The 22725-nt window shown below is 36.4% G+C and carries 19 protein-coding genes and 1 riboswitch; of the genes, 13 read left to right on the top strand and 6 right to left on the bottom strand.

Annotated features, from left to right (window positions below; all coding sequences use genetic code 11):
• The first annotated feature begins 63 nt into the window (after positions 1–63).
• Genes SB773_RS10630 through SB773_RS10640 form a run of 3 tightly spaced genes read left to right on the top strand, consistent with a single transcriptional unit; the run spans position 64 to position 3246 of the window.
• Positions 64–1431: a sigma-54 interaction domain-containing protein gene (locus SB773_RS10630; RefSeq protein WP_002029493.1), complete on the top strand. Its 1368-nt coding sequence runs from the start codon at positions 64–66 to the stop codon at positions 1429–1431.
• A complete protein-coding gene (gene gabD / locus SB773_RS10635; protein ID WP_002139416.1) occupies positions 1424–2875 on the top strand; it encodes an NADP-dependent succinate-semialdehyde dehydrogenase in 1452 nt (483 codons plus the stop codon). The genes SB773_RS10630 and gabD overlap by 8 nt, the downstream gene beginning before the upstream one ends.
• Before the next feature lie 47 nt (positions 2876–2922).
• The gene (locus SB773_RS10640; protein ID WP_000263259.1) at positions 2923–3246 is read left to right on the top strand and encodes a DMT family transporter; all 324 of its coding nucleotides are present in this window, start codon (positions 2923–2925) and stop codon (positions 3244–3246) included.
• 40 nt (positions 3247–3286) lie between these two features.
• Here SB773_RS10640 and SB773_RS10645 read toward each other — a convergent pair whose 3' ends face one another.
• Positions 3287–4516, bottom strand: coding sequence for an aminopeptidase (locus SB773_RS10645; protein ID WP_002010058.1), 1230 nt, complete (start codon positions 4514–4516; stop codon positions 3287–3289).
• 116 nt (positions 4517–4632) lie between these two features.
• Positions 4633–5715, bottom strand: coding sequence for a polysaccharide deacetylase family protein (locus SB773_RS10650; protein WP_410589833.1), 1083 nt, complete (start codon positions 5713–5715; stop codon positions 4633–4635).
• A 505-nt stretch (positions 5716–6220) separates the two neighbouring features.
• Here SB773_RS10650 and SB773_RS10655 point away from each other — a divergent pair.
• Positions 6221–6928, top strand: a complete 708-nt coding sequence (locus SB773_RS10655; protein WP_131246564.1) for a hypothetical protein — start codon at positions 6221–6223, stop codon at positions 6926–6928.
• Between the two features lie 46 nt (positions 6929–6974).
• On the opposite strand, the gene SB773_RS10660 is transcribed toward SB773_RS10655, so the two are convergent.
• On the bottom strand, positions 6975–8171 hold the full coding sequence (locus SB773_RS10660; RefSeq protein WP_002010061.1) for a NupC/NupG family nucleoside CNT transporter: 1197 nt from the start codon (positions 8169–8171) through the stop codon (positions 6975–6977).
• 196 nt (positions 8172–8367) lie between these two features.
• A riboswitch (purine riboswitch) is annotated at positions 8368–8469 on the bottom strand.
• A 121-nt stretch (positions 8470–8590) separates the two neighbouring features.
• On the opposite strand from SB773_RS10660, the gene rlmD reads away from it, so the two are divergent.
• The 5 genes from rlmD to SB773_RS10685 all read left to right on the top strand — a co-directional run bounded on the left by rlmD (position 8591) and on the right by SB773_RS10685 (position 15088).
• The gene (gene rlmD, locus SB773_RS10665; RefSeq protein ID WP_410589836.1) at positions 8591–9967 is read left to right on the top strand and encodes a 23S rRNA (uracil(1939)-C(5))-methyltransferase RlmD; all 1377 of its coding nucleotides are present in this window, start codon (positions 8591–8593) and stop codon (positions 9965–9967) included.
• A gap of 201 nt (positions 9968–10168) precedes the next feature.
• The gene (locus SB773_RS10670; protein WP_002124914.1) at positions 10169–11158 is read left to right on the top strand and encodes a tRNA dihydrouridine synthase; all 990 of its coding nucleotides are present in this window, start codon (positions 10169–10171) and stop codon (positions 11156–11158) included.
• Between the two features lie 214 nt (positions 11159–11372).
• Complete coding sequence (locus SB773_RS10675) at positions 11373–13391, top strand: GAF domain-containing sensor histidine kinase (RefSeq protein ID WP_410589839.1); 2019 nt, start codon at positions 11373–11375, stop codon at positions 13389–13391.
• 376 nt (positions 13392–13767) lie between these two features.
• The gene (locus SB773_RS10680; protein ID WP_410589841.1) at positions 13768–14286 is read left to right on the top strand and encodes a YehS family protein; all 519 of its coding nucleotides are present in this window, start codon (positions 13768–13770) and stop codon (positions 14284–14286) included.
• Between the two features lie 94 nt (positions 14287–14380).
• Positions 14381–15088 carry a M48 family metallopeptidase gene (locus SB773_RS10685; protein WP_113735446.1) on the top strand — a complete coding sequence of 236 codons (708 nt, stop codon included), beginning with the start codon at positions 14381–14383 and terminating at the stop codon, positions 15086–15088.
• Positions 15089–15157: 69 nt separating this feature from the next.
• Here SB773_RS10685 and SB773_RS10690 read toward each other — a convergent pair whose 3' ends face one another.
• Both SB773_RS10690 and SB773_RS10695 read right to left on the bottom strand, forming a co-directional pair.
• Entirely contained in the window at positions 15158–15853 is a 696-nt protein-coding gene (locus SB773_RS10690; protein ID WP_410589843.1) for a GNAT family N-acetyltransferase, read from the bottom strand.
• Positions 15854–15867: 14 nt separating this feature from the next.
• Positions 15868–16977, bottom strand: a complete 1110-nt coding sequence (locus SB773_RS10695) for a mandelate racemase/muconate lactonizing enzyme family protein (protein ID WP_410589845.1) — start codon at positions 16975–16977, stop codon at positions 15868–15870.
• A 93-nt stretch (positions 16978–17070) separates the two neighbouring features.
• Between SB773_RS10695 and SB773_RS10700 the strand changes: the two genes are divergently transcribed.
• Positions 17071–18348, top strand: coding sequence for a hypothetical protein (locus SB773_RS10700; protein ID WP_060751292.1), 1278 nt, complete (start codon positions 17071–17073; stop codon positions 18346–18348).
• Here SB773_RS10700 and nhaC read toward each other — a convergent pair.
• Positions 18345–19766, bottom strand: a complete 1422-nt coding sequence (gene nhaC, locus SB773_RS10705) for a Na+/H+ antiporter NhaC (protein ID WP_131246571.1) — start codon at positions 19764–19766, stop codon at positions 18345–18347. The genes SB773_RS10700 and nhaC overlap by 4 nt on opposite strands.
• A 290-nt stretch (positions 19767–20056) precedes the next feature.
• Here nhaC and SB773_RS10710 point away from each other — a divergent pair, with 290 nt between their 5' ends.
• The 3 genes from SB773_RS10710 to SB773_RS10720 all read left to right on the top strand — a co-directional run bounded on the left by SB773_RS10710 (position 20057) and on the right by SB773_RS10720 (position 22682).
• Positions 20057–21172 carry a M20 peptidase aminoacylase family protein gene (locus tag SB773_RS10710; protein ID WP_131246572.1) on the top strand — a complete coding sequence of 372 codons (1116 nt, stop codon included), beginning with the start codon at positions 20057–20059 and terminating at the stop codon, positions 21170–21172.
• 151 nt (positions 21173–21323) lie between these two features.
• Positions 21324–21932 (top strand): SAM-dependent methyltransferase, encoded by a 609-nt coding sequence (locus SB773_RS10715; RefSeq protein ID WP_410589848.1) that lies wholly within the window; start codon positions 21324–21326, stop codon positions 21930–21932.
• 3 nt (positions 21933–21935) lie between these two features.
• Complete coding sequence (locus tag SB773_RS10720) at positions 21936–22682, top strand: hypothetical protein (RefSeq protein ID WP_410589850.1); 747 nt, start codon at positions 21936–21938, stop codon at positions 22680–22682.
• The last annotated feature ends 43 nt before the right edge of the window (positions 22683–22725 follow it).

Here is a 22725-nt window from a genome sequence, read left to right on the forward strand (position 1 = left end):
AAATTCACTTTATAATAAAGGTAGTGAAGTGAATCGATGGATTTAAAGTAAGGGGTGGCTAGGATGGTTGCAGAAAAGGAACGAGTGTTGATGGATTTACAAGATGTATTTGAATATGCATTTGACGAAATTTTTGTTACGGATGATAAAGGAATCGTTGTACGTGTAAATAGCATGTGTGAAAGACATTACCAGCTCTCTGCTAAGGAATTAGTAGGAAAGCATGTAAAAGAACTACAAAAAGAAGGGATTTTTTATCCGTCTGCAACGTTAGAAGTAATTGAAAAGAAAAGGCCAGTTGAACTTGTTCAAACAACGAAATCAGGAGAGTATTTGCATGTTCGTACAAGGCCTGTTTTTGATGATGAGGGAAATTTAAGAAGAGTGATTAGTTATTCTCGTGATCTTACAGAACTCTATCAATTACGTCAAAAGGTAGAGGAAATGGATAATCAGTTAAAAACATATAAAAAAGAATTAAGAGAAACATATGAACACGAAGGACTTATTTTTAAAAGTATCGCTATGCAAAAAATAATCGAAACAATAAAAAAAGTATCAGTAGTAGATAGTACTGTTCTCGTATTAGGTGAGACTGGAGTGGGGAAAAGCCGATTAGTACGCCATTTGCATGAAGTGAGTCACCGGAAGAATGAAAGTTTCTATGAAATTAATTGTGCGGCATTGCCGACGAATTTAATCGAATCTGAGCTTTTTGGATATTCAGGTGGGTCTTTTACAGGTGCAAATCGTGAAGGGAAAAAGGGGCTATTAGAATCAGCGCATAAAGGAACTCTTTTCTTAGATGAAATTGGTGAAATGCCGCTTGAAATTCAAGCGAAGCTTTTGCAAGTATTGCAAGAAAAAACGTTTCGTCCTATAGGCGGAAGAGAATTAAAAAAGGTGGACGTTAGAATTGTAGCGGCAACAAATCGAGATTTAAGTACGATGGTGAAACAAGGAACATTCCGGAAAGATTTATACTATCGTCTGAATGTCATTCCAATTTCAATTCCACCACTTCGGGAGAGAACAGAAGACATTTTGCCGCTCATCTATCATTATTTACAGCATTTTAATAAAAAGTACGGACGGGATGTAAAGTTAGCTCCTAGTACGTTACAAATGTTTGTAGGGTACCCTTGGGAAGGAAATAATAGAGAGATTGAAAATGTAATTGAACGAATTGTTATCACTGCAGATGATTTTGTAACGGTAGAAGATTTGCCACTATCTATGCAAGAGGCCACAGTTGAACAATCCGGACAAAGTCTTTATAGAATGCTGGAAGAGGTAGAGAGAAATATTATTCTTAAAGCGTATAAAACGTATGGATCAAGTTATAAAGTGGCTGAGTTTTTGCAAATAAGTCAATCTGCTGCTACTAGGAAAATTAAGAAGTTTATAGAGGAGGAAGAAAACATTGGATAAAAAAGCGACGTTCGTAAACTTAGATAAAAAAGCGATGTATATAAATGGTGAGTGGATTACACTGCAAGAACAAATCGAAGTGAATAATCCAGCGACAAAGGAAGTATTTGCAACGGTACCAAAGGGCGGGATTACAGAGGCAAAGCAAGCAGTTGATGCTGCACATGAGGCTTTTAAATTATGGTCAAAATTAACGGCAGCGGATCGCGCAGTAAAGTTAAAAAAATGGTTCACGCTCATTGATGAAAATAAAGAAGAAATTGCAGCAATCATGACGAGAGAGCAAGGGAAGCCGTTTGCAGAAGCACTTGGTGAAGTGAATTATGCAAATAGTTTTGTTGAATGGTACGCAGAAGAAGGAAAGCGAATATACGGTGAAATGATTCCTGCTTCTCATCCGAATAAGCGTATTTTAGTTATGAAGCAACCAGTTGGGGTTATGGCAGCTATTACGCCTTGGAATTTCCCGGCTGCTATGATTACGAGAAAGGTAGCTCCAGCACTTGCAGCAGGCTGTACGGCAGTTGTGAAACCAGCGAGTCAAACGCCATTAACTGCATTGAAGTTAGTTGAATTAGCACATGAAGCAGATATTCCAAAAGGTGTAATAAATATTGTAACAGGTAGTGCAAAAGCAATTGCTGATACGTGGATGGAAGATGAGCGCGTTCGAAAAGTTTCCTTTACAGGATCAACTGAAATTGGAAAAGAATTAATGGCTAGCGCTGCGCAAACGATGAAAAAGGTTTCGCTTGAATTAGGTGGTCACGCTCCATTTATTGTTATGAATGATGCTGATTTAGATAAGGCGGTAGAAGCGGTAATTGGTTCGAAATTCCGTAACGCAGGACAAACGTGTATATGTACAAACCGCATCTTTGTTCAAGAAGAAGTGTATGAAGAATTTGCAGGGAAGTTCACAACAGCTGTAGAGCAGCTGAAAGTCGGAGATGGATTCGGCGAAGGAACAACTGTAGGTCCACTTATTGATGCGAATGCAGTTTCGAAAGTACAAGAACATATTGAAGATGCAATTCAAAAGGGCGGAGAAGTTTTATACGGTGGCCATAAATTTGCAGAGTTAGATGGTTATTTCATTCAGCCAACGGTAATTGGATTGGCAAATGACACGATGCTTTGTATGAATGAAGAAACATTTGGACCGGTTGCACCAGTTGCTAAATTTAAAACAGTTGAAGAAGTAATCGAACGAGCAAATAATACACCATATGGCTTGGCTGCTTATATTTTCACAAAAGATATTAGCCAAGCATTCCAAATTAGTGAAGCGTTAGAGTACGGAATTATCGGCTTAAACGATGGCCTTCCATCAGTTGCACAAGCACCATTTGGAGGCTTTAAAGAAAGTGGTATCGGCCGTGAAGGAGGCCATTTCGGTATCGAGGAATATTTAGAAATTAAATATATTTCGTTAGGACTATAAGTAGTATACTAGAATCTCTATAAGGTAACAGAGAAGGAGATTCTAGTATGGTATATTGGCTATTATTACTCGTAACAATTATTTTTGAAGTAGCTGGAACGATTGCGATGAAGTTATCGAATGGTTTAACAAAGCTTGTTCCAAGTGTACTTATTTTCGTATTCTATGGAATTTGTTTCAGCGTGTTTGCTATCGTTGTTAAAAAGATTCATTTAAGCATTGCTTATGCAATTTGGTCTGGTGTGGGAACGCTACTTATTACAATCATTAGTGTGTACTTTTTTAAAGAGCATATTAATTTATTCCAAGCATTTTGTATTCTCTTTATTGTTTTAGGAGTAATTGGACTGAAAGTGTCATCGGCATCATAAAAGGCTATCTTCCGGCGTGGAAGATAGCCTTTTATTTTTATTAAAACGCCCAGTTACCTTTACGGAAGATCGGCTCATGTCTTCCATCAGCTGTAATGCCGTCGATATCAAGCTCAGCTGATCCAATCATGAAGTCTTCGTGTGTAATACTAGCGTTTGCGCCATTTTCAGCAAGTTCTTCTTTAGACATTGTTTTTCCGCCAACTAAGTTAAATGCATAAGCATTTCCGATTGCAAGGTGGCAAGATGCATTTTCATCAAATAGCGTATTGTAGAATAAAATATTTGTGTTTGAAATTGGTGAATCATGAGGTACTAAAGCTACTTCGCCTAAGAAGTGAGAACCTTCATCTGTTTCTACTAAATGTTTTAAAGCCTCTTCACCAGATTCAGCTTTATAGTCTACGATACGTCCGTTTTCGAATGTTAATGTAAAGTTATCGATAATATTACCTGCAAATGCTAACGGTTTTGTGCTAGATACTTGGCCGTTCACACCTGTTTTAAGAGGCATTGTAAATACCTCTTCAGTTGGAATGTTAGCCATAAATGCTACGTTCTTTTCATTTAAGCTACCAGCACCAGCCCATACATGCTTCTCTGGAAGTTCGATTGTTAAGTCTGTTCCAGGGCCTGTATAGTGAAGAGCTTTATAATGTTTTTCGTTTAAGTAATCTACTTTTGTATGTAGTGTTTCATCATGTTCTTTCCATGCTTCCACAGGATTTTCTAAATCAGCACGAGTAGCTTTGAAGATAGCATCCCATAGTTTTGTTTCTTGTTCTTCTGGCGCTACGTCAGGGAATACTTTTGCAGCCCATTCTTTCGTAGGAACAGAAATTACGCACCAGCTTACTTTATCTGCTTGTACATAATCACGGTATACTTTCATCGCTTCTCCAGCTACTTTATGAGCTGTTGCAATTTTCTTTGGTTCTACACCTTTTAATAGATCAGGATTCTCTGCATAGATGGACATAAATGCAGCGCCTTCTTTTGCTAATTCTTCACGAGCATGTGCTTTCCAAGAAGGGAATTCAGAGAAAGCTTCTTCAGGAGCTAGATCGAACTTTAAGCGTGTTAACGTCTCATCATTCCAATCAACATATACGTGTTTTGCACCAGATTTATATGCTTTTTCTGTAACGAGGCGTACAAACTGTACAGCCTCAAGAGGTGCACTGATTGATAAAGTTTGTCCGGGTTGAATATTAACACCAACATTGACTGCAAGGGCAGCATATTTCTCTAACGTTTGTTCAAATGACATATGTATAATCTCCTTTAGTTTAAAAGATTTCTTACTATATATAATACAAGAAAATTCTAAAAATATATATAAATATAACGTAAAAAGAGAGCTCAAAATGTATTGAGCTCTAATAGTTATTTAATCGAAGAAGCAAATTGTTCTACAGTCGTTGTATGGTGTATGCGAACACGCTTCATTTTTAACAACTCATCAGGTTCACCTTTCGTAATGAATTGTCCAGGCTTCGTTGTTGTTGCAAATTGATAGTGTTTCTTTGTTTCTGCGACAACTTTATCATCTACATGACCGAATGGATAAGCAATTGCGATAACGGGCTTACCTGTTATTTTCTCTAGCTTTTCTTTTGATCCTTTTAACTCTTCATCATAGTTTGTAATTTTCGGCAAGTCTGCGTGTGTTGCTGTGTGAGATTGTACAGAAAAAATACCTGAATCAACCATTTCTTTTATTTCAGATGTAGAAAGAGCTCCTTCTACATCAACGTTATCAACAATCATATATTCTGTTGCCGCTGGTTTAAATGTATCGTCTTTTAGTTTTTGTAAAACATGAAATGCATTCATATTATTTTTCATACCGTCATCAAATGTAACGAAAATCGGCTTGTTTACTTTATTTATATCGCTCCAGCGTTCAAATGTTAATAATGTATAACCATTGTCTTTTAAATACTTCATTTGTGCTTCAAAGTTAGCAGGCGATACGAATAAATCTTTAATACCTTGTCCATGATAATCATCAATTGCGTGGTACATAAGAACAGGAACTTTTTGCTCGAAAGTAATAGTAGATTTCGTAAGTGGAATAGTTTTTCCGCCCTCTGTTGTTCCTGTAGCTTCAATTTGATATTCACCGCGTTTTCCTTCAAATTCTTTTATATCAAAGGGAAGTGTAAATTGTTGATTTTTCTCTTTAGAAGAAAAGGATTTAGCACTTTCCTTTCCATCAGCAGTGCGCCAAATTTTATATTGTACTTCGGTTAAAGAATCTTTTATGTCTGTAATATGAATATTTGCGTTTGTAGATTCGTGCGTAATTGGATTATAAGAAATTTTACCTTGTTCCCGCACCGTCTCTTCTTGTTTTTTGACCTCTTGTACCTTTTTCTCTTTTTTAGGTTCTTGGCTTATATTGCTAGTATTACAACCTACTAGAATAGCAGATGTACATAAAGCAATCGCTGCGTATTTTCTCATAAAATCACCTTCTATTGTGTATTATGTTGCATACTTACATTAAAATCCCCACCGCTATAAGAGAGGTGGGGATATACCCTTGTTCATCATATCACTTTTAGGTGAATGGTAGGTTAGTGACTTTGAATAGAGGTATTCTTGCGTTTCTTATTTGATTTGATAATGATATAACCTACTACAAAAATAAGAGGGATAATGAATACATAGATTGGCATTCCCCATACATAATAGCTTTTCATGCTTAAAACTAGTAAGTGTAAGAAGTCGAAAAGGGCGTGAGCTTTCATAATATCCTCCAATATATTTTTTACAAATTATAACATTGTTCATTTGAAATTTGTATATTTTGGTAAATAATTTAAGTTGATTTTAAAGTAAGAGAAAGGTTTATTAATATGCAATTTTGCATATGTAGAGTAGTTTCTATTAAAATATCAGGATCTTGGACTATAATAAGAACCGCTATAAATGTAAGTAAGAATGATGTACGGAGTGGAGAACAGAAATGAAATATAAAAAACTAGTATATATCCTTTTCATATCGCTATTCATAGTCGGTTGTCAAAGTGAAACGAGTAAAGCGAATAGTGTGGAGGAGTATATTCCACCGCACCTTATGAATGCGGAAGTAACGGCGGATATTATGACGATTGAAATGGATCGTGATACCTTAAAAAAAGTAGAGGTTATTACTAAAAAAATGAGTGATCATGTGAAAAATGATAAAGAGTGGTATGTAAACTACATATCGGGGCATATAGATAAACAGGTGAAGCCATATCATCCTAATTTTGGTATTACAGAAGAAGAATATAACTTTTTTAGGAACGCCGTTGAGAATAGTAGTTTATCTAATACAAGTGATGGAAAACTGCAATTTAAACAAAAAAGTAACCATGAGATAGAAATTGTTTCAAGTAAAAACTTAGAGCTATTTCGAAATATAGTAATTGATACGGAGAAAAATATAGTAAAAACTTCGTTTGGAGAATGTCAGTATGTTGGAGAAGAAAAAACATCTTTGGAACAAAAGATAACGGGGCCCTGGCATGGCAAGCAATGGATGCTAAAAGAAGAAAATTTAATTTATATATTTTCTTTGGGTAAGCTTGAAGGAGAGGATAAAACCATTATTGATATTTCAGTAAAAGGTATACACGAAGGAAAACTTATTAGTAAAGAGGAAGTAATTGAATTCCGTTCTATTTCATAAGGAATCAAAAAAATCACCTTACTTAAAAGAGTAAGGTGATTTTTTATTAAATAAACAATCCAGCGATTGTTGCAGATAAAATAGAAGCAAGTGTTGATGCAAATAGCATTTTCCAACCGAATTTTGATACGATGCTTCCTTGTTTTTCAGAAAGGGCACGGATTGTACCAACAATCGCACCAATTTGGCTAATACTTGCGAAGCTAATTAAGAATACTGTAACGATTCCAACTGTACGTGGAGCTAATGTTGCAGTAGCGCCTTTTAAATCAAGGATTGCTACAAACTCGTTTAATACAATCTTCGTACCCATAATACCACCAGCTGGGATAATATCTTGAGTTGGAATACCCATTAAGAATGCGAATGGAGAAAGTATATAACCGAAGATTTGTTGTAAAGTAACAGCATATCCCATTGCACCTGAAGCAGCGCTAATTACGTAGTTTACAACTTCCATAACACCAATGAAGGCAATCATTAACGCAGCAACGATACCAGCTACTTTTAAACCATCAAGCGCACCGTTAATCATAGCGCCGATAAGGCTATCTCCGAATAGGTTTCTATCAAATTTTTGAACCACTTCGTCTTCTTTTTTCGTATCAACTGGTGTTAATAATGAACAAACGATTAAGCTTGAGAATAAGTTTAGCGGAAGAGCCGCTAATACATATTTCGCATCTAACATCATAACGTATGATGCTGTTACAGAGGCAGAAACTGAGCTCATTGCAGAACAACAAATGATAAACATACGGTTTTTATTAAAATGTTGTAAATCATTTTTAATAACGATTAACGCTTCACTAGAACCAAAGAATACAGAATTTACTGCGTGGAATGATTCAACGCGTGGTAAACCAGTAATTTTTGAAAGTGCACCGCCGACAATACGAACGATGAATGGTAAAACACCTAAATAACTAAAGATAGAAAGTAGTGCTGAGAAAAATACGATAATTAGTAATACGTTTAAGAAAAAGACAAAATCTCTTTGAATTCCATTAAAGAGAAAATCGACACCTGTCGTACCAAGTTTAATTAGTTTGTTGAAAACTTTACTAATGAAGATGATAATTTGCTGTCCGATCTTTGTGCCAAACATAAACCAACCGATTAAAATTTGGAAACTAATCATAATAGCAATTGCACGGAAGTTGATTTTACTTCTATTGTTTGACAAAGCAAAGCATAAACCTAAAACGACAAGAATACCGATAATGCTCATTACATATTGCATGTAGTTGCCCCTTTCAGAAGTTCGTATAAAGTTTTTACATAAAACGCTCGTTATATTACTAAAAATAAAGTAATGGAAGTTTCATGTCATACGTAAGATGTCTGACCTTTTTGAAAAATAAAAAAAAGACCCTATGGATTCACTTTCATCTATGAGAGAAAGCTAATCAATAGGAGTCTTTTTTATACATAGGCTAATATTCATTAGTTTTCCCCATAGTCCAGCAATTTAAGGTTGCCGGGTAGAAACTCTCGATCCATATTATCGACTATATATGAGGTAACATCGTCCGTATTAAATTAGTAGTAGCGTAACATTACTAGAGAACTATCGTCAATAGCTTTTTTTCTTCCAATAGAAATAGACCATATAAGTATGATAAAATGTAACGCAGTGTTATGAAAAAGAGAGGTCGGAAAATGAGTATAAAAATGATGCCACCAGTTGAAAAAAACGAGTTTATAGATGTAGTGTTTGAAGATTTAACACATGATGGTGCCGGTGTTGCGAAAGTGAAGGGATATCCTATTTTCGTAAAAAACGGATTACCAAGTGAGGAAGCGCAAATTAAAATTATTAAAGTGAAGAAAAACTTCGCGTTTGGTCGTTTAATGAAACTTCATCAAGAAAGTCCATATCGTAAAGATGCAGAATGCCCCGTGTACAACGAGTGCGGAGGTTGTCAACTTCAGCACTTAACATATGAAGGACAATTAAAAGCGAAAGAAAAACAAGTACGTGACGTTATGCAGCGCATCGGTGGATTAAGTGATGTTCCTGTTCATCCTGTACTTGGCATGAAAAACCCGTGGGTATACCGCAATAAAGCACAAGTGCCAATTGGAGAACGTGAAGGTGGACTTGTAGCTGGTTTCTATCGTCAAGGAACGCATGACATCATTAATATGGAATCATGCTTAATTCAGGCGGAAGAAAACAATACATTAATTCAAGAAGTAAAACGTATTTGTGAAAAGCACGGTATTTCGGCTTACAATGAAGAGCGTAACAAAGGAACACTTCGCCACGTAATGGCTCGCTACGGACAAGTAACAGGGGAAATTATGCTTGTCTTTATTACACGTACAGCTGAATTGCCAAATAAAGAAGCAATCATTGAAGAAATCGCAGCGAAATTCCCAGAAGTAAAATCAATCGTTCAAAACGTAAACACGAAACGTACAAACGTTATTTTCGGAGACAAAACGACAGTACTGTACGGATCAGAATATATTTATGACTTTATCGGTGACATTAAATTTGCGATTTCAGCACGTTCATTCTATCAAGTAAACCCAGAACAAACGAAAGTGCTATACGATAAAACGTTAGAATACGCAAAATTAAATGGTAACGAAACAGTAATTGATGCCTATTGCGGAATTGGATCAATCTCCTTATTCCTAGCACAAAAAGCGAAAAAAGTGTACGGCGTTGAAATCGTCCCAGAAGCAATCGAAGACGCAAACCGAAACGCAGCACTAAACAACATGACAAACGCTGAATTTGGCGTAGGAGAAGCAGAAGTAGTCATTCCAAAATGGTACAAAGAAGGCGTAATCGCCGACACAATGGTCGTAGACCCACCGCGTAAAGGCTGTGACGAAGCACTACTAAACACAATCATCGACATGAAGCCAAAGCGCGTCGTATACGTATCATGTAACCCAGCAACATTAGCACGTGACTTAAAAGTACTAGAAGAAGGCGGATATAAAACACAGGAAGTACAGCCTGTTGATATGTTCCCGCATACGACTCATGTAGAGTGTGTGGCTTGGCTCAAGTTGGTATAATAAAAAAGCAGTTGATATAGAAAAATCTATACCATCTGCTTTTTGGTTTATAAAAATACCATTCAGCAACGATTTTAGTTAAAATGAATATTGCTGATTTTCACAAAATATAAATGTCCAAATGTACTTTTGCTATTTGGCTTTATATTTTTAAATTGAGAGTTTGAAATTGTATTCATATTGAGAGGATTTGAATTTGAAATGATAGATAATTTTTGGAATGATTTACCACGACCGTTTTTCGTACTTGCACCAATGGAAGATGTGACAGATGTTGTTTTTCGTCACGTAGTAAGTGAAGCTGGTTGCCCAGATGTATTTTTCACAGAGTTTACAAACTCGGATAGCTATTGTCATCCGGAAGGTATGAAAAGTGTACGTGGCCGTTTAATTTTTACAGAAGATGAACAGCCGATAGTCGCGCATATTTGGGGAGATACTCCTGAATATTTCCGCCAAATGAGTATTGGTATGGCAGAGCTAGGATTTAAAGGTATCGATATTAATATGGGCTGCCCTGTACCGAATGTAGCATCAAGAGGAAAAGGTAGTGGCCTTATTCTACGTCCAGACGTTGCGGCAGAACTTATTCAAGCAGCAAAAGCGGGCGGACTACCTGTCAGCGTAAAAACACGACTTGGCTTTAAAGAGTTAAGTGAGTGGGAGGATTGGTTAACGCACATTTTCAAACAAGATATTGCGAACCTTTCTATTCACTTACGTACAAGAGAAGAAATGAGCCAAGTAGATGCGCACTGGGAACTAATTCCGGAAATTAAAAAATTACGTGACCGTATCGCACCAAATACGCTAATAACAATCAATGGAGACATTCCTGACCGTCAAACTGGAATGGAACTTGCTGAAAAATACGGTATTGATGGCGTTATGATTGGACGAGGAATCTTTAAAAATCCGTTTGCCTTTGAAAAAGAACCGAGAGAGCATAGCAGTCAAGAACACCTTGACCTTTTAAGACTGCAGCTTGACCTTCAAGATCAATATGCAGAAGTACTACCACGTTCAATCACAGGGCTTCATCGCTTCTTCAAAATTTATGTAAAAGGATTCCCTGGAGCTGCTGAATTAAGAAATCAATTGATGAACACGAAATCAACTGATGAAGTGCGTGCGTTGCTTGATAAGTTTGAGGCGAGTGTTGATAAGGATGGAGATAGTGAAACAGTGTAACTTTTGAAAGTTAGAGGGGATAGGGTGTAGCGATTTTATGAGTGTTTGTTTCATTTTAATTAAGGTGAACCATATCATAAGTAAGTGAGATATTCTATGTAAAACAAGGGTAAGAAAAGAATACAGGAGAAAATTGAAAATGGCAGGTTGGTCTTGATTTTCACTGATATTATCATGTTTATTTTATTATGCCTATAACTTGGAGGCTATGTGAATGGTAAGTGATCAGACGAGATATTCTAGGCTCGCGAATATAACAAAAATAATAAATACAAAATTAGAACTACGTGAAGTATTACAGCGTGTAACAATGGCGATATCAGAGGAGATTGTTAGGTGCAACGCTGTTGGAATTTATTTACCCCAGGAAGATGGAACATTTAGAGGGTTTGCAGGGAAACCAGAGACCATAAATGGCGTAACGCTCGATACTCAGGTAGTTGATCCTGAAATAGACTTACTGGCAAAAGAAGTTATTGAAACCAAAAAAACCATCTATATCCCTGATACCTCAAAGGATCATCGGCCGGATCCGAGACCAGTTGATGCGTTCAAAATTAAGTCCTTATTAGCCCTGCCTATCTCATTTGGGCAAGAGTTATTTGGTCTGGTTTTTTTATTTGATTATGGAGCTCCAATGAACTTAACAGATTCAGAAATTCAAAGTGTTGAAGCTTATGTAAATATGGCTGCGGTCGCAATTCAAAACGCAAATAATTTAACACAAAAGGAAAACCTTATTGCCGAGAAGCAGCTGTTACTAGATGTTACCCGTGATTTATCAATGTGTTCCTCGATACAGGAGAGTTTTGATAAATGTTTTTTTTACTTAGGACAGATTTTAGAGAGTAAAAACATGGCTGCCCACCTTTTAGACCCGATAGACAAAACAACGATTAAAACAACGAAGTTAAGCAAGGACTGTGATTGGACAGAAGCGGATTGGATGGAGAAAAGCTATGAAGCCAAGATCCAGGAGGTTATTCAAGCAAAAAATATAGATAGTAAAGGTCTACTGATGATTCCATTGGTTTCAATGGGAGAAGTATTAGGGGTAATCGTCGTGGGCAAAGAGGGAAAAGCCCACAATTACGATAATTCCCAAATTCAACTGGCAAAATCTATCGTTGATGCCACAGCTCCTACGTTTTCAAACTTGTTATATATGGATCAACTTGAAAGCATGGTGGAAGAGCGAACGAGAGAACTAGCTGCTGCTAATGAAAAAGTTACAAGTGTGATTGAAATTATTACGGATGGATTCTTTACTTTGAATAATAAATGGGAATTCACGTACGTAAATAAGCATCAATATTTTCCACAAAGAAAAACAGCAAAAGATGTATTAGGTAAGAATATATGGGAGGTCTTTCCGAGTAGCGTCGACGCAGTTATGTATAAGGAATTTCATCGTGCAATGTCAGAGCGAATTACAGTTCATTTCGAATTTTTTTCTATCTCTGATGAATATTGGCACGAAGTTATTGCATATCCGTATGATGATGGTATTTGTTGTATTTTTAAAAACATAACGGAAAAAAAGCAATATGAGCAGGAATTGAAAAGGTTATCCAACATAGATTTAATAGGGCAAATGGCAGCAGGTATCAGCCATGAGATTAGAAATCCAATGACAACAGTAAGAGGATTTTTGCAGTTATTAAAAGAAGAGCGCACCTATGAGAAACATAATAAGTACTTTAATTTAATGATTGAAGAACTTGATCGTGCCAATTCTATTATTACTGAATTTCTCTCAATCGGTAATACAAGGAAATCGGATTTGCAGATGTTAGATTTAAATTCAATTATCCACGATATTATTCCTTTAATAAAGATTGATACGTATAATCAAAATAAATCTATTCAAGTCGATACAAATGACATTCCGGAATTATTTTTAAATCGTAATGAGATACGACAATTATTAATAAACCTATACCGTAATGGCTTAGAAGCGATGAGCACAGGGAAAGTTCTAACCATTAGCACCTACAAGGAATGTCAAAATTGTGTGGTGCTTGCAGTGCGGGATCAAGGAAAAGGTATCAGGCCTGAAGTATTAGAGAAACTGGGTACTCCATTTTACACGACCAAAGATAATGGAACTGGATTGGGATTAGGCATATGTTATGCCATTGCTGCCCGGCATAATGCGAAAATAGAAATTCAAACAGGCTCGGAAGGCACTACCTTTTTTGTTAAATTTAATTATGAAAATAATGAACAATAACCTCATTTAGATTAGTTACGGTGTACCGTACCACAAATAAAAAGGAAACCCTAAGTAAACACAATCAATATATTTTACCTGAATTTTGCGTAACATTCATGTTTGAGTTGCCCACTAAATTAGAGTTGCATAAAAAGAAATGGACTAACCTATATCAGGTTAGTCCATTTTTAAGTGTGTTAATTAATAGTAAATCCCCATCCGTAATTTTGCGCGATTATCCCATCCTTTTTTGCCGTTTTAAAATCATCCCCAAAAGCATTAATCCACCTAAGACTACAAAACCTACCTCTAAAATGTTAAAGTAGTAACTTAACGATATTAATTTATACATGCTAAAAGCATTACTATAATCAACATTTCAGGAGGAAATACAATGGCAATGAGCAACAACGATATATTAAAAAGAGTAAGGTACGCTTTAGATATAAGAGATATGGATATGGTAGAAATCTTTGAACTTGGCGGGATGGAAGTAACGAAAGAGGACGTACTTGATATGCTTACAAAAGTAAAGAGAAGTCCACAACATGAAGCGGAAGATGATGATGTAATCGAAGATGAGTACGTATTAACATGCGACATGATGATGCTAGAGGCATTTTTAAATGGATTTATTACTTTAAAAAGAGGGAAGCAAGATCCGAAACCAGGGCAACCGGCACCTATACAGAGCAAGGAGAGTGCCAATAACCTTCTTTTAAAGAAAATGAAAATAGCACTATCTTTAACGAGTGAAGATGTGCTTGATATATTAGACAGCGTAGGCGTCATCGTAACAAAAGGAGAGTTAGGCGCTTTATTAAGAAAGAAAGGCCATAAGCATTACAAAGAGTGCGGAGATAGATACGCAAGGAATTTCATTAAGGGATTAGGTGTAAAGTACAGAGGATAATAAGTTCGGTGAAACAGTAAATGATATAATAGATAGAGTAGGGCGTTTGTGTCCTATTCTTTTTTATTTGTAAAATAATACACTAGGTGATGAAATGGTACATACATATTTAGGTGAGACAATTAATTTTCATATAACTTATAAGAAGAAAAAGTCGGTGCGTCTTTTTGTAGATTCGTACGGAAATGTGGAAGTGCAAGCTCCAAAAGGAACGCCTGTTGAATACTTAGTCCAATTGTTAGAGGAGAAATGGGATTGGATTCAGAAAACACGTAAGGAAATGCAGGAGCGAGCGCTTGGACCACAGGAAAAGGGTTATGATCAAGGCGAGGGCTTTCTGTATTTAGGGAATACGTATCCGATACAGATTTCTCAAGATGCAAGTATTACGCAAGATAATGCAGTTTTTGAAGGGGATAAGCTACACATTTATGTGAATGAGCTTAAGGATGAGAAAATCCAGCAGGCTTTAAAACGATTTTACTATAAGCAGTGCAAGGCATTAGTAGAGAAGAGTATTAAAGCGCATCAAAGTAACTTTAAAACAAAACCGCGTTCTATTCGTATTACAGATAGTAGTCGTACGTGGGGAACTTGTGATTCAAATCTACAGCTAACGTTTAATTGGAAGCTAGCAATGGCACCTCAGAGGGTAATTGATTATGTAGTTGTTCATGAAATGTGTCATATGGTTCATTTAAATCATGATCGATCTTTTTGGCGTCTTGTCGGGAAGATAATGCCTGATTATAAGGAAATGGAAAACTGGTTAGCGTTATCTAGTTGGAAGATGACGGTTTAGTTATTACTTTAGATTGTGGAATGAAATAAAGTAGAACCCTAATGAATTAGGGTTCTCTTTGTACATAGATTATCGTCCAAACTTCACAGTGAAAGTATCGTCTATTCTCTCCATCGCATACCCACGATACCCCTCCGAAAGCAACGCCTGCTGTCCACCAGCATCACTCATCGGAACGCTCTTAACATCGGACCAATCTCTTTCCTTAACCCCACGCAACTCCTTCACAAAAACATACCGCATACTCCCGCCATACTTCTCCTTCAGCGCAGCAATTTCCATACCTTGCGCAAACTTATCTTTTAAACTAGGAATGTTAAAAGGTGCAACAGTGCAACAAACATAGTCGTACTGGCTGTCTTCTTTTTGTAATTCATCCATGATGACTGTGGCTAATATTTTTTGCATGCCATTTCCTCGGCAGTTTGGATGAACGTTTGAGATTTCTTGATAGATGACGCGGTGTAGCTGACTTTCTGGTAGACCAATATCAAGCCCTAAATGTTCATCGTCGATAGGAGGGACTAGTAGGGCACGAAATGCGATGAGCTCGTTTTGTATAAACGCACCGATCATCATGCCATTTCCTTCTAGAATGTATTGAAATTCTTCTAGCGAGAGTGGTTGTAAACGACCTTTATCTTCTAGCGCTTCAACTACAACGTTTTGTAATGATAAAATTTGTTCCATATGTTCTAAAGATAGTAATGTAACGTGAAATGAATCGTTGTTTTGTTTTAATTTTCCTTCGTAAAGAACCGTCATGGGTTAGTCCTCCTTTAGCGTACAACGTCTTGAAAGACGGTTAGTTCTTGTAATATATTTTCGTTTATTTCAATGCCAAGTCCCGGCTTTTCGTTTAAGCGAATAAATGGTACGTCGTAATGTAAGTTTCCGATGTCTTTCGTGAATTTTAATGGTCCTGTTAGCTCGACGCTAGTAATGATTTTTTTTGAGAAAGCGACATGGAATCCTGCGGAAGAGGCAACAGATGATTCGACCATGGATCCAACTTGGCATTCAATGCCTGCCATTTCAGCTTGATGAGCGAGTTTTACAGCTGGATATATGCCGCCGCATTTCATTAGTTTTATATTCACTTTATCAGCTGCGTCTAATTTAATAATTTGGCGCATTTCACGAAAGCCTTTTAGTCCTTCATCAATCATAAGCGGAAGATCTGTTTTCGAACGAATATGAGCCATTGCGTCAATATCGTCTGCGACAACAGGCTGTTCAATCCAGTCGATGTTTAAATGACCTAATGAACGAAGTGCCGTTAATGTGTTGGCGCTATTTTTCCATCCTTGGTTTACATCAACGCGAATCGCAATATCATTTCCTACACGTTCACGTACCGCTTCAATTCTTTTTACATCTTCTTTTACATTCGTACCGACTTTCATTTTGAAAGATTGGTAACCTTTTTGAATCATGGAAGCAGCTTCTTCAGCCATGTCTTCTGGATCGGCGATACTTAAGACGTGAGTGACAGGAAAGTCTTCATGGTAGCGTCCTCCAATTAATTGATATACAGGTTGATTTAGTTTTTTACCCAGTATATCAAAACAAGCGATATCAATCGCAGCTTTCGCAGTAGGAATCCCGTAAATTGTATTGTCCATCATATCGTGTATTTTTTCGATATTCATTGGATTTTTCCCAATTAGAGCAGGAGCTAGTGTATGTTTTAAAACATGGAAAGTACTTTCCCATGATTCACCTGTAACGTGATCATCAGCAACGCCTTCACCGTAACCGATAATGCCTTCATCTGTTTCCATTTTGACGATAATAGAAGGCATATCAGAATAAGAACCATAACTAATAACAAACGGATCGCGAAGTGGTAAACGAATTGCGTAAAGATGAATAGCTGTAATTTTCATTGAATAAAGACCCCTTCCTGTTTACAATGGTTTTGTACATTTGATATAGTTGACGTTAAATAGTCGTTAATTAATGATAAGGAGTTAGAGAAAATGATGATAAAAATTGCAGTTGTCGGTTCAAAAGAGTTTATGGAGAATCTTTTACCTATTGCTCATAAACTAGAAGAAATAGAGATTGATCCATATATTTACCTTCATCCGGCAGAATCTTCTGAACTATTAAAGCGTTTAAAACCTTGTGATGCTATCTTTTTCTCGGGTGCCCTACCTTATTATATGGCAAAAGAAATAAGAGAACAATTACCAATTCCAAGTGTATATTTGCAGCAAGACGAGACAACTGTCGCATCTTCACTCCTTTCTATAATATACCATCAAAGTATTCAACCTCATAAAATTTCAATTGATTTAGTAGATCGTTCGTTTATTACAAATGTGTTCCATGACATCGGTCTGAAAGAAACGCCGCAAGTGATGGATTATGAAAATATGTTATGGAGTAATGATGAAATTAAGAGAATCATTGATTTTCATTTAGCTAAATATCAATCTGGAGAGGTTGATTTAGCTTTAACTAGTATTCACGCTGTCTACGATGAACTTCAAAAAATAGGGATTCCTTCAGAGCGTATGATAGATCCAACGCAATCAATTATACATGGGTTAAAAGATGCAAAAATAAAAGCTGAGTTAGCAAAAAGCCATTCAGCTACTGTTGGTGCTTGTATTATATCCTTTATAGAGTTACAAGAAAGCTCGCTTGAACAATTAAATGTAATTTCAAAAGAATTACGTGGTTCATTTAAACAAGTTGATGAAATGACTTTTATTTTGTATACAACTCGTGGTGATATTGAATTGAGTATAAAAACAAATACGATAGATCGTTTATTTATGAATATAGAAGACGCAGTATCTATTGGATTTGGTTACGGAAAAACAGTAAATGAAGCGGAACAAAATGCAAAAATCGCTCGAGGTTTCGCAAAGAATAATCCGATAGAAAGCTGCTTTTATATACTAACAAGTGATAAAGAATTATTTGGTCCGTTCCCGAAAGAACAGAGAGTACAAAGTTTAAAAAACGATAATCCTGAATTAATGAAAATAGCGAAGGAAACGAAGCTTAGTCCTGCAAACTTGTCAAAAATTATTCAGTTTAGTCAATCGCATCCATCATTGAAATTTACAGCGGCGGATCTTTCTGAGTACTTACAAGTGACTCGGCGATCGACGGAAAGGCTGTTAAAAAAATTAGTTGATTACAGATATGCCAATATTTGCGGCGAGGAAATGCCCTATCAACAAGGGCGCCCTCGCGCAATATATGAGCTGAATTTACCATTGTATTCGTTTCAAAAATTTTAAGCTTCTAGTTGCGCTTTTTGTTTTTTCAATAGGTCTGCTTTTTCAATATCCGATAGCTTCGTAATTGTGAGGCCAGTTATACCATAAATGATTGAAATAATAGGTACGATGAAATTCAATATAGCATAAGGAGCATATTCGAATGCACCGACTCCAAGTGTTGCGAGTATAAATACACCACATGTATTCCAAGGTACGAAAACAGAAGTTAATGTTCCACCATCTTCTAATGCTCTGGATAAATTTTTAGAATGTAGTCCTTTTTCTGTGTACGCATTTGCATACATTCTTGAAGGAACAACAATCGAAATATATTGTTCAGAGCAAGTAAGATTCGTTGCAAAGCAAGATGCGATGGTAGAAGCGATAAGTCCTTTTGATGATGTCGCTAATTTTAAAATTTGATTTACAATTGAGCGAAGAATGCCAGTATGTTCTAGTACTCCTCCGAAAGTCATAGCGACAATTGTCATAGAGACTGTATTCATCATAGAGCTTAAGCCACCACGGTTAAATAGTTCGTCTACTAGCTTGTTTCCAGTGTCTATAACAAATCCACTTTGGAGTGCACCGACAGCTGATGAGACAGAACCACCTTGAATAAAGACTTGTGATAAGAATCCTAAAATAACACCTACGAGAATAGCTGGTATAGCAGGGACTTTTTTAGCGACCAATACCATAACGACTACTGGTATAATTAATAGAAAAGGCGAGATAACAAAGTTTTGTTGCAATACTTGTAATGTTTGATCGATGCTTTTTGAATCAATATTGTTAGCGCCAAAGCTTCTTCCTAAGAACGCATAAACGATAAGAGTAATAATTAAACCTGGAATTGTAGTAAATAACATATGACGAATATGTGTGAATAAATCTGTATTTGTTAATCCTGCGGCTAAGTTTGTCGTGTCTGAAAGCGGTGACATTTTATCGCCGAAATAAGAACCGGAAATTATAGCACCGGCAACCATTGGAGCTGGGATTCCCATACTTAGGCCAATTCCCATTCCTGCAACACCAATTGTTCCCATTGTAGACCAAGAGCTACCGATAGCTAATGCAACGATAGAACAAATAATTGTAATTGAAACTAAAAATAGTGATGGAGTTAAAAGATTTAAACCGTAATAAATCATTGTTGCGACGATTCCGCCGCCAATCCAAGCACCGATCGTTAAACCTACAAGAATAATGATAACGATAGCGGGTAATGCGAGGCGAATTCCTTTATACATTGCTTCTTCAATGTCGTTCCATTTATAACCGTAACGCCAGGCAACGATAGAAGCAACGGTTGTACCGATAATAAGTGGGACGTGAGGGCTTTGTTTTAATACAACAATTGTAACCATCATAACTGCAACTGTAATGATAATAGGGATTATTGCTATACCAAAAGGTATTTCTCTTTTCATAAACTGCCTCCTCATTATGTATGTTTGTATTTTTAGAATTGTCGCAAAATAGACGTTATTAAGTTATAATAACTAAAAATAGATGCAAGCGTCAATATAAAAACAGAAAATATCGAATCTTCTATTTGTATGGATATCTTTATAAGATGAGTTGAAATCGGGTATTAACGGTATTAAAAAAATAAACAATTGACTTTTTTCTTAAAATTCAATATGTTCATAAAAACATCTGTTTTTCATAAGTATAATTAATCTGAATGGTTTGTAATTAGGGGAAGGAGAATGAAGCTTTGAAAACATTAGAACTACAAGAGCGTTTAACTGAAATTTTTCAGCATTTACATGAAAACCCTGAAGTAAGCTGGAAGGAATATGAAACGACAGCTTATATTACTAACTTTCTAAAAGAAGAAGGAATTTCATATAAAATATTTGATGATTGCCCTGGCGTGATTGCTGAAATCGGAAGAGGGAATCCAGTTATCGCGATTCGTGCTGATATGGATGCACTATGGCAAGAAGTAGACGGAGAATTTAAAGCGAATCACTCATGCGGCCACGATGCTCATATGACAATTGTGATGGGCCTTATTTTACAATTGAAAAATATGAGATGGGATAGCGGTACTGTTAGATTTATTTTTCAGCCGGCAGAGGAAAAAGGAAATGGTTCCTTAAAGATGGTAGAGAAGGGCGCCGTGGATGATGCTGATTTCTTATTTGGTGTTCATTTAAGGCCGATTGAAGAACTGCCTTTGAAACAAGCAGCCCCATCTATTCGTCACGGAGCTGCAGCATTTTTAGAAGGGATGATTCATGGAGATGATGCACACGGGGCACGCCCACATCAAGGTATAAATGCAATTGATGTCATTTCGATGATCAATATTGGATTGAAAAATATATGGTTACCGCCGCAGACGTCTTATTCTGTTAAGATGACGAGATGCCAAGCTGGTGGTGATAATCTAAATATTATTCCAGGTAACGGGCACTTTAGTTTAGATGTAAGAGCAGAAAATAACATATTACTAGATGAATTGAAGCGAAAAATAGAGCAAGTAATTCAGTCAGCTGAATCAATGGGATCTAAACTTTCTTATGAGTGGATTGATCTCGCACCAGGAGCTGAAGTGTCAGAAGAAGCTGAGCGTTTCATGCGGAAAGGCATTCTTGAAGTGTACGGGGAAGAGGGATGTACTGGACCACTGTATACGACAGGAAGCGATGATTTCCATTACTATACAGTGAAAAGACCCCATTTAAAAGCGGTCATGCTTGGACTAGGGGCGAACTTACAACCTGGATTACACCATCCATATATGAAGTTTGACCACAGTTGTATAATGGATGGGGTAGAAATATTGAAACAAACTGTATTGAAAGTGTTAGAAGACAGGAGCTAGAGGGCTCCTGTTTTTTTGTTGTGATTTGTCATTAAGTCGATATATTAAAAAATCGTTAATATAATTTCACGTACCAATTAATTTGATGAAAAATGAGTCTTTAGTACATGGTGTATAATAATAAGTAACATTTCTTAATAGGAGAAAATCAATGAACGAACAATATTACGATGCAATTTTAAATATAAAAACTGTCGGTGAGCAAAAAGGCTTTAATAAGTCTATGCACTATCACCGTTATGAACCGACGCCATATAGCGGATTAGATGAGTTATTGAATCAATATGAAATAACAAGTAGCGATCGAATTGTAGACTTTGGGTGCGGAAAAGGGAGATTGAATTTTTACATGCACCATAAGTGTGGTGCTTCGGCCGTTGGGATTGAAATGAATGAAGAGTTTTATAAAGAAGCAATGGATAATCGTGATCGTTATGCGCGAAAAGTGAGAAACAGTAAAGATAAAATTCGGTTTGCATGTTGTTTAGCGCAGGAATATGAGATTGATCCACGTGATAACCGGTTTTATTTCTTCAATCCATTTTCTGTTCAAGTGTTTATGAATGTAGTAAATAACATTTTGCTTTCAGTAGAAGCGGTGGAGAGAGAAATTGATATTATTTTATACTACCCTTCTGAAGATTATATTTTCTTCTTGGAGAATCAGACTGCATTTGAATTGAAGAAGGAAATAAGATTACCGGGTGCTTATGAGAAGAATGGGAATGAGAGATTTTTAGTGTATAGATTGGAGCGTTAATGTATGGGGGCTTGGGGAGTAGCGATATTGTCAGATGATATTGCTAAAGATATTCAGTTAATTTATAAGGATTTGTTAGGAAATGAATATTCAAATGAAGAAGCAAGTAGGATTGTAATTGAGGAATACCAGACTGAACTAGATGATGAAGAGATTATTGTTTTTTGGCTAGCATTTGCTTGCATACAATGGAAGTTAGGAAGACTTCAAGAGAATGTTAAACTTGAGGCATTGCAAATAATAGAGAGTGGTGCAGATTTATCCCGCTGGGAGGATGAACCTAAATTACAGAGAAAACGTGAAGTAGTGTTAAATAAACTTAGAGAACAGTTACATTCTCCGCAGCCACAAGCTAAAAAAGTACCGAAGAGATTTATAGCGAATACTTCTTTAAAAGCAGGCGATGCTGTTAGTTACGAATTAGTATCGGGGAATTATATTATTCTTAAAGTCATTGAGATTATTGAGGAATGGTACGGGGATCGATATCCTCTATTTGAAATTTGTGATTGGGAAGGGAAAGAGATTCCTTCAAAAGAACAAATTGACCAATTAGACTTAAAGAAAAGGATTTATGAAGATGGAAAGCAGGAAATAATTAAGCTTGCTATTTATTCTTCAGGAAAAAGAGATACCCCGGCCAAAAGAATACAAGTAGTAGCAGAAGATATAAATGTAGTATTAGATATAGAACCACCGTATGATTTAATATGTTGGAAGGCATTTGACGACCATTTACATACAATGTAATAAAAAAGACGCGCTACCAATAGGTAGCGCGTCTTTTACTCAC

Origin of the sequence: Bacillus sp. SIMBA_074 (assembly GCF_046534555.1) — a bacterium.
GTDB classification, from domain to species: Bacteria; Bacillota; Bacilli; order Bacillales; family Bacillaceae_G; genus Bacillus_A; species Bacillus_A mycoides.

Coding starts and splice junctions, on each gene's coding strand:
- SB773_RS10700 (WP_060751292.1), top strand. CDS start 17,071: ATGATGATAAAAATTGCAGTTGTCGGTTCAAAAGAGTTTATGGAGAAT.
- SB773_RS10675 (WP_410589839.1), top strand. CDS start 11,373: ATGGTAAGTGATCAGACGAGATATTCTAGGCTCGCGAATATAACAAAA.
- SB773_RS10685 (WP_113735446.1), top strand. CDS start 14,381: ATGGTACATACATATTTAGGTGAGACAATTAATTTTCATATAACTTAT.
- rlmD (WP_410589836.1), top strand. CDS start 8,591: ATGAGTATAAAAATGATGCCACCAGTTGAAAAAAACGAGTTTATAGAT.
- SB773_RS10715 (WP_410589848.1), top strand. CDS start 21,324: ATGAACGAACAATATTACGATGCAATTTTAAATATAAAAACTGTCGGT.
- SB773_RS10720 (WP_410589850.1), top strand. CDS start 21,936: ATGGGGGCTTGGGGAGTAGCGATATTGTCAGATGATATTGCTAAAGAT.
- SB773_RS10645 (WP_002010058.1), bottom strand. CDS start 4,516: ATGTCATTTGAACAAACGTTAGAGAAATATGCTGCCCTTGCAGTCAAT.
- SB773_RS10650 (WP_410589833.1), bottom strand. CDS start 5,715: ATGAGAAAATACGCAGCGATTGCTTTATGTACATCTGCTATTCTAGTA.
- nhaC (WP_131246571.1), bottom strand. CDS start 19,766: ATGAAAAGAGAAATACCTTTTGGTATAGCAATAATCCCTATTATCATT.
- SB773_RS10690 (WP_410589843.1), bottom strand. CDS start 15,853: ATGACGGTTCTTTACGAAGGAAAATTAAAACAAAACAACGATTCATTT.
- SB773_RS10660 (WP_002010061.1), bottom strand. CDS start 8,171: ATGCAATATGTAATGAGCATTATCGGTATTCTTGTCGTTTTAGGTTTA.
- SB773_RS10680 (WP_410589841.1), top strand. CDS start 13,768: ATGGCAATGAGCAACAACGATATATTAAAAAGAGTAAGGTACGCTTTA.
- SB773_RS10630 (WP_002029493.1), top strand. CDS start 64: ATGGTTGCAGAAAAGGAACGAGTGTTGATGGATTTACAAGATGTATTT.
- SB773_RS10670 (WP_002124914.1), top strand. CDS start 10,169: ATGATAGATAATTTTTGGAATGATTTACCACGACCGTTTTTCGTACTT.
- SB773_RS10655 (WP_131246564.1), top strand. CDS start 6,221: ATGAAATATAAAAAACTAGTATATATCCTTTTCATATCGCTATTCATA.
- SB773_RS10640 (WP_000263259.1), top strand. CDS start 2,923: ATGGTATATTGGCTATTATTACTCGTAACAATTATTTTTGAAGTAGCT.
- SB773_RS10695 (WP_410589845.1), bottom strand. CDS start 16,977: ATGAAAATTACAGCTATTCATCTTTACGCAATTCGTTTACCACTTCGC.